The sequence below is a fragment of the Streptomyces sp. NPDC039423 genome (assembly GCF_055598725.1).
This window is the reverse complement of sequence record NZ_JBVKAH010000001.1, coordinates 43543-55083: the sequence shown is the minus strand read 5'-3', so window position 1 is coordinate 55083 and position 11541 is coordinate 43543. Positions and strand designations below refer to the sequence as shown.

The window sequence follows — 11541 nt, the reverse complement described above, 5'->3', positions numbered from 1 at the left end:
AATCACCCCCCGGAAGTCGACAAATCGGCAGAGTTACTGCCCGGAGGGCGTGGTGCCGGTGGAGCCGGAGCCGCTGCTGAGCCCCGAGATCCAGTCGGACACGGCCGAGACGCCGTCGCTGATGGCCTGCCAGTAGCCCTTGCCGTCGGCGATCCAGTCCTGGAGGGGGGTCAGCTCCCAGATGAGCCAGCCCGCCACGATGAACAGGAGGATCGTGAACAGGCAGCCCTTGAGGCAGCCCAGGCCCGGGATGCGCATCGGGTTGGCGCTGCGCTGCCGGGGCGGCCGCGGCTCGCGGGGCGGGCGCGGGGCCGGCTGCTGGGGCTGCTGCGGCTGGTGGTGCTGCGGCGGGTGCGGCTGGTGGTGCTGGGGCGCGTACTGCTGCGGCGGGGGCGGCGGGGGCGCGTACTGCCTGCGCTGCGGCGGCTGCTGCGGGCGCTGGTGCTGCGGCGGGTACTGCTGGGGCGGGCGCTGCTGGTGCTGCGGCGGCTGCTGCGGGGGCGCCTGGCGCTGCGGGCGGCGGCGCAGGGGGTCCTGGCTCGGGTCGAGGTACTGGACCTGGGTCTGCTCGTTGCGGTCCCGGGCGGCGCGGAGCTGGCTCTGCCACGGGTGCGGCTCCTCCGGCTGCGGCGAGCCGTCGGAGCGCGGGGGCACGGGCGGCATGACCGCGGTGGGGTCGGCGGCACCGTGGCCGCCCTGTCCGGCGGCTCCGCCGGTGGGCAGCACGCTGGTGGGGGCGCCCGGGTCGTACTGGCCGGCGCCGCTCGGCAGGACCTGGGTCGGGTCGGCGGCCCCGGGGGTCTCGGAGACGGACGCCGGCGCCGGGTCGGGGGCGAGCAGCGCGCCCACGCCGTCGGCCGCCTCGATCTGGGCGGGCGTGGCGTGCACGCCGATACCGGCGGCGACGGTACGCAGTCCGCGCGCCAGGTTCTCGGCGCTGGGCCGGCGCTCCGGGGCCTTGCTGAGGCAGCGCTCGATGACGGTCCACAGGGGGCCGGGGACAGTGGAGGGCCGGCGGGGCTCCTCGCTGAGGTGGCGGTGCAGCACCTCGAGCGCGGTGCCGCCGGCGAACGGCGGGCGGCCGGTGACCAGCTCGTAGAGCAGGATGCCGGCGCCGTAGACGTCCACGGCGGAGGTCTGCGGGCGGCCTTCGGCCGACTCGGGCGCCACGTACGCGGGCGTGCCGACGAATTCGTGCGTACGGGTGAGGCCGGGGCTGTCCGCGAGGCGCGCGATGCCGAAGTCGGTGAGCATCGGGTGCATCTGGCCGTCCCGCTCGGCGAGCAGCACGTTGGCGGGCTTCAGGTCGCGGTGGACCACCCCGTCGGCGTGGCTGGCGGCGAGGGCGTCGGCGATCTGGGCCGTGAGGAGCGAGGCGGCGACCGGGCTGAGGGGGCCGTTCTCGCGGAGGTAGCGGTGCAGGTCCGGGCCGTCGACCAGGTCCATGACGAGGGCGAGGAGGTCGCCCTCCACGACGAGGTCGCGGGTGCGCACGATGTTCGGGTGGGTGAGGCGGAGCAGGACGGAGCGCTCCCGGAGGAACCGCATCACCACGTCCGCGTCGTTCGCGAGCTCCTCCTTGAGGACCTTGATCGCGACGGTCTCGCCGGGCTGGCCGGCCACGGCCGCCTCGGCGCCCGCGGTCTCACGCTGGCGGGCTCGCCAGACGGTGCCCGTGGCGCCGCGCCCGAGCGGCTCCTCGAGCAGGTACTTGCTGCCTACCGGCCGCACGTCATGCGCTCCCTGCGATCGTGGTCCTTGCCTGCCCGGGCCGCCCGCTGGGGCCCGCCCGGGTGTCCGACCCACTGTAGTGCCGGACGGTGGCACACCGGCGGGTCGTCTTCCGGTCCGGTTCGACCCTGCAAGACGCGGGCGAACGGGACACGGTTGCCAGGGTGACACGACTCGCACCGGCCCACACGATCGCAAGACGCACGCAAGCAGGCCTTTTCGTGATCGCCTCCGATCGGTCAAGATCATTTCTTGCCGGTCCGGCGCCGCGCTGTCGGTCCCAGGTGGGAGGATGCCTCCAGCACGGCGCATCGCGGGGTCGGGAGCCCCGTGGTCCGTGCCGACCTGACCGGACGACGCGTCCGTGGCGGGTGGGGGGAGATCGAGACGGGCCATTCCCTCCCCTGCCGGGCGCGCCGCGCAGAAGGGACCGCTGACGGCGATGCAGATCCGGCTGACCGTCCTCGCGGCGCCGACCGGCGGCCAGGCCGCGGGGCGCGCCTGTGACGTGCTTGTCACCGCCCCGGCCGGGACCGCGCTGGCCGCCGTCGCCTCCGGGCTGGCCGCCGCCGTGTCGGGCACCGACCCCTCCGGCACGGTGGTGCTGTACGCGGGCGGGGAGCGGCTGGACGCGCAGCGCCGCGTCCTGGGCGAACCGCCCCTGGTGGACGGCGCGGTGCTGTCCCTCCAGGTGCCGGGCGAGGACCACGCGCCCCTGGACGGCGCGGCCGCGCGGCTGCACGTGGTGGCCGGCCCGGACGCGGGCGGGGTCCACCTGTTGCATCCGGGACGGATCAGTATCGGCCGTTCCGCGGACGCCGACGTCCCGCTGGACGACCCGGACGTGTCCCGCCTGCACTGCGCGGTGACCGTCACGGACGGCGGCCGGGTGACGGTCGCGGACCTGGGCTCCACCAACGGCACGACCCTGGACGGCTCCGAGGTCGGCTCCCGCCCGGTCCGCCTGTCGCCGGGGGCGCTGCTGCGGCTGGGTGAGTCGTCGCTGCGGCTGACGGCGGGGCCGCCCCCGGCTGACGGGACCCCGCTGCCCACCGCTCCCGACGGCGAGGGCCACCTCCGGGTGTCCCCCGCGGGCGCGGCGCCCTGGGTGGCGGAGGACGGGCCGGCGGCCTCGTCCGGCGACCGGCCGGTGCCGCGCCAGGCGTCCCGCCCGGCCCCGGGCGGAGCCGGACCGTCGGGCCCGGGCGGTGCCGTGGCCGTCGGCGGCCCGGTGACGGCCGGCCCGCGCGGCGGGGCCGGCGCCCCCGGCGCGGACGGCACCCGGCAGGCCACGCCCCCGCGCGGCACCCCCGTGGGCGGCGCCCATACGGGCCCGGGCACTCCCGGCGCCCATACGGAGCCCGGCGCCCACGGCACCCCGGCGGGATCCGCCACCCCGGGCGCCCCTGCCGACACCGTCGCCCCCACGGGACCCGGCACCCCGGCGGGATCCGCCACCCCGGGCGCCCCCGCCCTCCCCGGGTCGCCCGCCGACACCGCCGTACCGCCGCGCAGGCGGGGCATAGGCGCCTGGGCGCGGCGGCTGGCGGGCGGGCGCGCCGACGGGCAGACCGGGGCGCCGGGCGGGCAGGGCCCCACGGCCCTCGCGCGCGGCACCGGCCAGGAGACCTGGCCCGACCCCGCCGCCGTGCTGCTCACCGCGCTCGGGCCCGGGCCGCGCCTGTGGGAGCGGGGCCCCGGTCACCCGGAGGCGCTGGTCGTGCGGCTGGGCACCACCGACCGGGCCGAGCTGGCCGCCGTGCCGGTCACGGTGGGCCTGCACGAGGCCGGTTCGCTCGGCCTCGCCGGGCCCCGGCCGCGGCTGCTGGGCCTGACCCGTTCCGTCGTCGCGCAGCTCGCCGCGCTGCACCCGCCCACCGACCTGGAGATCGTGCTGATCAGCGGGGCGGGCCGCAAGCGCGAGTGGAGCTGGCTCGGCTGGCTGCCGCACGTGCGCCCGGCCCACGGCCAGGACTGCCGGCTGCTCCTCGCGTACGACCGGGAGCAGGCCGACGCCCGGACGGCCGAGCTCACCCGGCGGCTGGACGACGGGCCGCTCGGGCCCGGCTGGGCGAGCGCCGACCGCGCGTCCGTCGCCGAGGCCGCCCGGCGGCACCGCGCGGAGGACGGGAGGTGCACGGTGGTGATCGTGGACGGTGACCCCGGTTCCGCCGCGCTGCGCGAGACGACCGCGCGGCTGGCCGGGGCGGGGCCGGCCGCCGGTATCCACCTCGTCTGCCTGGCCGAGACCCCGGCGGCCTCACCCGTGTCCCCGGTCATGGAGACGTACGAGACGGCGTGCGCCGCGTCGCCGGCTTTCCGCGAGTGCGGGGCCGCCGCGCTGCTGTCCGGTGACGTGGCGACCGCGCTGCGCCTGATGCGCACGGCCGGCGGGCAGCCCGCCGGTCACGGCACGGTCGGCACCCTGGACGCGGTCTCCCCCGCCTGGGCCGAGCGGTTCGCGCGGGCCCTCGCCCCGCTGCGGGCGACGCCCGCGGCGCACCCCGGCGCCGCCGCCGGTGCCCTCCCGGCCGGCCGCGCCACCGCCCTGCCGCTGCCCCCCTCGGCCCGGCTGCTGGACGAGCTGGGGCTCGCCCGGGCGACCCCCGCGTCCCTGATGGCCCGCTGGGCCTCGGCGCCGGACGGCACCGCCGTGCTGGGCACCGGCCCGCGCGGGCCCCTGGCCGTGGACCTCACCACGGAGGGCCCGCACCTGCTGGTCGAGGGCCCCGCGGGCAGCGGCCGCACCGAACTGCTCCGGTCGATCGCCGCGTCGCTGGCGGCCGCGTCCCGCCCCGACCGGCTGGGGCTGCTCCTCGTCGACGGGGCGGGGGGCGAGCGCGGCGAAGGGCTCGCGCCCTGCACCGAGCTGCCGCACGCCACCGAGCACCTGGTGGCCTCCGACCCGGTGCGCATGCGGGAGTTCGCCCAGGCGCTCGGGGCGGAGCTCAAGCGCCGCGCCGAGCTGCTGGGCCGTCAGGAGTTCACCGAGTGGCACACCCAGCGGGAGGTCGCGGACCGCATGGTCGGTCCGCGCCGGCCCGTGGACCAGGGCCGGCCCGCCGGCCAGGGTGACGTGGACACCGCGCCGAGCGGGACGCTGCGGCTGCGTCCCGCGTCCCGTACCGCCGCGGACGAGGTCCCGCCCCCGCTGCCGCGCCTGGTCGTCCTGGTCGACGACTACGACGCCCTGGTCGCCCCCGCGCTCGGCAGCCCCGGGCGCCCGGCGGCCGGGTCGGTCGTGCGGGCGCTGGAGGCCGTGGCCCGGGACGGCCACCGGCTGGGCGTGCACCTGGTGGTGTCGTCCGGCCGCCCGGACCGCACCGCCGACACGGAGCCGGCCCGCCGGTCGAGGCTGCGGGTGGTGCTGGACGCCCCGGCCGCCGCCCCGGGGCCGGACGTCCCCGTTCCGGGGCGCGGCCGGCTGGGTCACCCGGATGGCCGGGTGACGCCCTTCCAGGGCGGCCGGGTCACCGGGCGCATTCCCCGTACGGCGACGCAGCGGCCCACCGTGGTGCCGCTGGAGTGGGAGCGGATGGGCGATCCGCCGACCCGCCGCCCGGTGCGGGAGCTGGGCAACGGACCGACGGACCTGGCCCTGCTGGCGAGCGCGCTGGAGCGGGCGGCCCGGTCGGTGGGCGCGGCCCCGCTGCCGCCGCTCGTCCCCGCCGTGCGCCCCTGAGGCCCCGGGCCCGACGCCCAGCGGTGTGATCGACGTCACAAGCGCATCACGATCACCCACTCGGCCCGCAAGGCGGTATTGCGACGCCCGTGCGCCGGGCGTAGACCTGATCGCACGGGACGAGCACGGGCACAGGAGAGACGGGGCAGTGATGCGCAGAACTCTTCGTACACGCGGGGCCGTGACGGCGATGGCGGTGGCCGGCGCTCTGGCGCTGGCCGGCTGTGGGGGCGGGGACGGCGGGTCGGGCGGGTCCCGTCCCACCGAGGGCACGGGGCAGGAGGCCTCCCCCACGGTCGGGCTCCCCAAGCTGGACGGCCAGAAGGTCCAGGTCGTGGCCGTCTGGACCGGCCCGGAGCAGAAGGCCTTCACCAAGGTTCTCGACGAGTTCGAGAAGCGCACCGGCGCGACGGTCTCCTACGTCCCCACCCAGGACGCGATGCTCAACTACATCGGCACGAAGATCGCGGGTGGTTCCCCGCCGGACGTGGCCATGCTCCAGCAGGTCGGGGCGCTCAAGCAGGCCGTGGACCGCAAGTGGGCCAAGCCGCTGGGCGCCGCCGCCAAGGCGGAGCTGGCGAAGAACTTCTCCAAGGGCTGGCAGGACCTCGGCTCGGTGAACGGCACCCAGTACGGGGTGTACTTCAAGGCCGCCAACAAGTCGCTGGTCTGGTACAACACCGCCGTGTTCGACAACGCGGGCGCCTCGGAGCCGAAGACGTGGAAGGAGTTCCTGTCGACGGCCGAGACGATCTCCGCGTCCGGCGTGCCCCCGGTGTCGATCGGCGGTGCGGACGGCTGGACCCTCACCGACTGGTTCGAGAACATCTACCTCTCCCAGGCGGGGCCGGAGAAGTACGACCAACTGGCCAAGCACGAGATCAAGTGGACCGACCCGTCCGTCACCCGGGCCCTCACCACGCTCGCCGAGCTCTTCGGCAAGCCGAACCTGATCGCGGGCGGCGCGGACGGAGCACTCCAGACGGAGTTCCCCAAGTCGGTGACCCAGACCTTCACCGGCGGTGACCAGCCGAAGGCCGCCATGGTCTTCGAGGGCGACTTCGTGTCGATCAACATCGCCCAGACGAAGGCCGAGATCGGCAAGGACGCCAAGGTGTTCCCGTTCCCCGCCGTGGGCTCGGAGGCTCCCGTCGTGACCGGTGGCGACGTGGCGGTGGGGCTGACCTCCAAGCCCGCCACGCAGGCCCTGCTCACCTATCTGGCCTCCCCGGACGCCGCGAAGATCTGGGCGGCGGAGGGCGGGTTCCTCTCGCCCAACAAGGCCATGGACGTGGCGGCGTACCCGAACGACGTCCAGCGCGGCATCGCCAAGGCGCTGATCGCGGCCGGGGACGACTTCCGCTTCGACATGTCCGACCAGATGCCGCAGTCGTTCGGCGGCACGCCCGGCAAGGGCGAGTGGAAGGCGCTCCAGGACTTCCTGAAGAACCCGAAGGACATCGCGGCGATCCAGCAGCGGCTGGAGACCGACGCGGCCAAGGCGTTCAAGAGCTGACGCGGTGGCCGCGGCGACGGCGGGGGGCGCGGCGCGACCGGAGCCCCCCGCTCCCCCTGGGACGCGCAAGAGCGTGACCGGCACCCGCACACTCGTCGCGGCAGCGTTCCTGCTGCCCGCCCTGGTGCTGCTGGGCGCGCTCGTGGTCTACCCGATCGGGTACTCGGTCTACCGGTCGTTCTTCGACCAGTCCGGCAGTTCGTTCGCCGGGCTCGACAACTACGTCGAGATCTTCACCGACGACACCATCCTCACCGCCGTCAGGAACAACGCCATCTGGGTGGTGGTCGCGCCGACCGTCGCCACGGTGCTCGGCCTGATCTTCGCGGTCCTCACCGAACGGGTCCGCTGGGGCACGGCGTTCAAGCTGATCGTCTTCATGCCGATGGCGATCTCGATGCTCGCCGCGGGCATCATCTTCCGGCTGGTGTACGAGCAGGACCCCGACCGCGGCATCGCCAACGCCGTCTGGGTGGGCGTGCACGACACGTTCTCCGAGTCCGCCGGGTACCCGGGGGCGCGCCCGCTGCCGGTGCATCCGCTCCGGCCGGCGGGAGGAGGCGCGTTCATCACCAAGGAACCGGTGCGGGCGGGTACCCCGGTGGAGCTGCCGCTGGTGGGTGTGGCGCCCGCCAGGATGCCGGGTGACGCGCGGCCGGCGAAGGCGGCGGCACCGGAGGCCGGGAAGGTCACCGGCACCGCCTGGCTGGACTTCTCGCGGGGCGGCGGCGGCACGCCCAACGCCGTCGACGCCAAGGAGCTGGGCCTGAAGGGCCTGAAGGTGGAGGCCGTCCGGGACGGCCGGGTCATCGCCACGGCGACCGCCGGAGCCGACGGCTCGTTCTCGCTGCCCGAGGAGGCGGACGGCGCCCGCCTGCGGCTCCCGGAGAGCAACTTCCACGAGCCGTACAACGGCGTCGACTGGCTCGGCCCCGCCCTGGTCACACCGGCCATCATCGGCAGTTACGTGTGGATGTGGGCGGGCTTCGCGATGGTGCTGATCGCGGCGGGGCTGGCGGGGCTGCCGCGCGAGCTGCTGGAGGCGGCGCGCGTGGACGGTGCCAACGAGTGGCAGGTCTTCCGCCGGGTGACCGTTCCGCTGCTCGCACCGGTCCTGGCGGTCGTCCTGGTCACGCTGATGATCAACGTACTGAAGATCTTCGACCTGGTCTTCATCATCGCGCCCGGTTCGGTGCAGGACGATGCGAACGTCCTGGCGCTGCAGCTCTACCGGTCCTCGTTCGGCACGGACGCCCACCTCGGTGTGGGCAGCGCCATCGCCGTACTCCTGCTGCTGCTGGTGATCCCCGTGATGCTCTTCAACATCCGGCGCATGCGAAGGGAGACGCGGCGATGAGCGGCACCGGTACGGTCGTGAAGGCGAAGCGGTCGCTCGGGGCGCGTCTGGCCGCCGGGGCCGGCGGTGGCGCCATGCGGGTCTTCCTCGTCGTGGTGGCGCTGTTCTGGCTGATGCCGACGGTCGGCCTGCTGGTGTCGTCGTTGCGCGATCCGGTCGACATCAACGCGAGCGGCTGGTGGCAGGTCTTCACCGCCCCGGCCCAGCTCACCACGTCCAACTACGCGAGCATCCTCCGCAACGACACCATCACGGACTCCCTCCTGGCCACCGTCCTGATCACGGTGCCCGCGACCGTCCTGGTCGTGGTGATCGGCTCGCTCGCCGGGTACGCCTTCGCGTGGATGGAGTTCCCGGGCCGCGACTGGTGGTTCCTGGGTGTGGTGGGGCTCCTGGTGGTGCCCGTGCAGGTGGCGCTCGTGCCCGTGTCGAAACTGTTCGGCGTGATCGGCATCTTCGAGACCACGCTCGGTGTGGTGCTCTTCCACGTCGCCTTCGGCCTGCCGTTCGCGATCTTCCTGCTGCGGAACTTCTTCGCGGAGATCCCCCGGGAGCTCCTGGAGGCCGCCAGGCTGGACGGGGCGGGCGAGATCGGGCTGTTCGTACGGGTGGTCATGCCGCTCGGCGGCCCGGCCATCGCCTCGCTCGGCATCTTCCAGTTCCTGTGGGTGTGGAACGACATGCTGATCGCGCTGATCTTCGCCAACTCCGAGTCGCCACCGATCACGGTGGCGCTCCAGCAGCAGGTGCGGCAGTTCGGCAACAACATCGACGTGCTGGCGCCCGGTGCGTTCGTGTCCATGGTGATCCCGCTCGCCGTGTTCTTCGCCTTCCAGCGGCAGTTCGTCTCCGGGGTCATGGCGGGCGCGGTCAAGTGACCGCCGGGCGGGACGCGTCCGGGCGGGGCGACCGGACGCGTGCCGCTGCGGTACGGGTGAGCCACCGGATCCCCCGTATGCCACGGCGGGCGTAACCCGGTCGGTTCATCCGACGTTCCCGGGCCATGCCCCGGTTCAGCGTCATCGTCCCCGCGTACAAGGTCCAGGCGTATCTGCACGAGTGCCTGGAGTCGGTGCTCTCCCAGTCCTTCGAGGACGTGGAGCTGATCGCCGTGGACGACTGCTCGCCCGACGGCTGCGGGGCGGTGATCGACGAGTTCGCCGCCCGGGACCGCCGGGTCGTCGCCGTCCACCTGCCCGAGAACGCCGGGCTGGGGCCCGCCCGCAACGCCGGGCTCGCCCGGGCGACCGGCGACTACGTCCTCTTCCTGGACGGTGACGACACCTTCGTACCGGGTGCCCTCCAGGCCGTCGCCGACCGCCTCAAGGAGACCGGCTCGCCCGACCTCCTGGTGTACGACTACGCCCGCGTCTACTGGTCGGGGGAGGCGGTGCGCCACGAGTTCCGCAGCCACCTCTCCGAGGCCGGCCCGGCGCCCTTCCCGCTGACCGAGCGGCCGGGGCTGCTGAAGGTGCTGATGGTGGTGTGGAACAAGGCGTACAAGCGGGAGTTCCTGGAGCGCGAGGGGTTCACCTTCCCGCCCGGGTTCTACGAGGACACCCCGTGGACGTACCCGGCGCTGATGGCCGCCGGGTCGATCGCGACCCTCGACCGGGTGTGCGTGCACTACCGCCAGCGCCGCACCGGTTCCATCCTGCGCACCACCAGCCCCCGGCACTTCGACCTGTTCGAGCAGTACGAGCGGGTCTTCGCGTTCATCGACGCCCGTCCCGAGCTGGCCCGCTGGCGGCCGGTGCTGTTCCGGCGCATGGCCGACCACTTCACCTCCGTCTTCTCCGCGCCCGGCCGCCTGCCGCGCGGCACCCGCGCCGACTTCTTCCGCCGCGCCCGCCGCCACTACCGCCGTTTCCGCACGCGCGGCGCCACCCCCAAGGCCACGACCCGGCTGCGGCACGCCCTGGTCCGGTTCGGCAGCCACCGCACCTACCGGGCGATCACGGCCGCCCGCGGGTACCTGAAGCGGGCCGTGCGGTGGGCCGCGTGGACCGCCCGGGCCGTGCGGGGCGCCCTGCTCCAGCTCCACTACCGGATCCAGCTCTGCCTGCCGGTGCGCGAGGACCGGGCGGTGTTCGCCGCGTACTGGAACCGGGGGTACGCGTGCAGCCCGGCCGCGATCGAGGAGCGGGTGCGGGAGCTGGCCCCCGGGGTGCGGACCGCCTGGGTGTGCGCGCCCGAGCACGCCCACACCGTGCCGCCCGCGACGCGCCGGCTGCGCCCGGGGTCGGCGGCGTACTGGACCGCGCTGGCCCGCTCCAAATACCTGGTCAACAACGTCAACTTCGACCGGCGGCTGGTCAAGCGGCGCGGCCAGCTCCTGATCCAGACCCAGCACGGCACCCCGCTCAAGCACATGGGCCTGGACCTCCAGTACCGGCCGGCGGCCGCGCGGGACACGGACTTCGCCCAGCTCCTGCGCAACATCGACAAGTGGGACGCCCTGGTGTCCGCCAACCGCCACTCCAGCCTGGTGTGGGAGCGGGTCTACCCGGCCGCGTACCGCGTGCTGGAGTTCGGCTCGCCGCGCAACGACGTCTTCCAGCGGGCGACCGCCACCGACGTGGCCCTGCTGCGCGAGTCGCTGCGCATCCCCGAGGGGCACACGGCGATCCTCTACGCCCCCACGCACCGCGACTACGTGCGCCCGCAGCCACGGCTGCTGGACCTGGAACGGCTGCTGCTGGCCCTCGGCCCCCGGTTCGTGATCCTGGCCCGCGCCCACCCCACCCACGGCGCTCCGTTCGCCACGGACGGCAACCCCCGCATCATCGACGTGTCCGGGCACGCCTGCGTGGAGAGCCTGTGCCTGGCGTCGGACGCGCTGCTGACGGACTACTCGTCGCTGATGTTCGACTACGCGGGCCTCGACCGGCCGATCGTGGTGCACACCGAGGACTGGGCGGCGTACGACGCGGCCCGCGGCACCTACTTCGACCTGCGGGCCTTCCCGCCGGGCGCGGTCGCCCGCACCGAGGACGAGCTGATCGACATCTTCGCCGGCGGCCACTGGCGCGGCTCGCGCTCCGCGCAGTTGCGGGCCGCGTTCCGGGCGCGCTTCTGTCCGTACGACGACGGGTACGCGGCCGAGCGGGTGGTGCGGCACCTGTTCCTGGGCGAGGACCCGGCGGCCCTGCCGCCCGTCGTCCCGCTGGAGGAGCGCCGCCCCGCCCCGTCGATGGACGGGGCGGGTCAGGCCCTGTTCCCCACGCCGCGCTGAGCGCCGGCACGGGGCGCGCC

General features: G+C 74.9%; 6 protein-coding genes. 5 read left to right on the top strand and 1 reads right to left on the bottom strand.

Annotated elements, in window-relative coordinates; all coding sequences use genetic code 11:
* Positions 1-33 precede the first annotated feature (33 nt).
* Positions 34-1731 (bottom strand): serine/threonine-protein kinase, encoded by a 1698-nt coding sequence (locus ACZ7LK_RS00215; RefSeq protein WP_471137682.1) that lies wholly within the window; start codon positions 1729-1731, stop codon positions 34-36.
* A 442-nt stretch (positions 1732-2173) separates the two neighbouring features.
* On the opposite strand from ACZ7LK_RS00215, the gene ACZ7LK_RS00210 reads away from it, so the two are divergent.
* The 5 genes from ACZ7LK_RS00210 (at position 2174) to ACZ7LK_RS00190 (ending at position 11521) form a co-directional block, all read left to right on the top strand.
* On the top strand, positions 2174-5413 hold the full coding sequence (locus tag ACZ7LK_RS00210) for an FHA domain-containing protein (protein ID WP_471137681.1): 3240 nt from the start codon (positions 2174-2176) through the stop codon (positions 5411-5413).
* Positions 5414-5564: 151 nt separating this feature from the next.
* Entirely contained in the window at positions 5565-6929 is a 1365-nt protein-coding gene (locus tag ACZ7LK_RS00205) for an ABC transporter substrate-binding protein (RefSeq protein ID WP_392274409.1), read from the top strand.
* Positions 6930-6933: 4 nt separating this feature from the next.
* Positions 6934-8286, top strand: a complete 1353-nt coding sequence (locus ACZ7LK_RS00200) for a carbohydrate ABC transporter permease (RefSeq protein ID WP_471137679.1) — start codon at positions 6934-6936, stop codon at positions 8284-8286.
* Positions 8283-9164: a carbohydrate ABC transporter permease gene (locus ACZ7LK_RS00195; protein WP_469464998.1), complete on the top strand. Its 882-nt coding sequence runs from the start codon at positions 8283-8285 to the stop codon at positions 9162-9164. The genes ACZ7LK_RS00200 and ACZ7LK_RS00195 overlap by 4 nt, the downstream gene beginning before the upstream one ends.
* Positions 9165-9289: 125 nt before the next feature.
* On the top strand, positions 9290-11521 hold the full coding sequence (locus ACZ7LK_RS00190; RefSeq protein WP_471137677.1) for a bifunctional glycosyltransferase/CDP-glycerol:glycerophosphate glycerophosphotransferase: 2232 nt from the start codon (positions 9290-9292) through the stop codon (positions 11519-11521).
* The last annotated feature ends 20 nt before the right edge of the window (positions 11522-11541 follow it).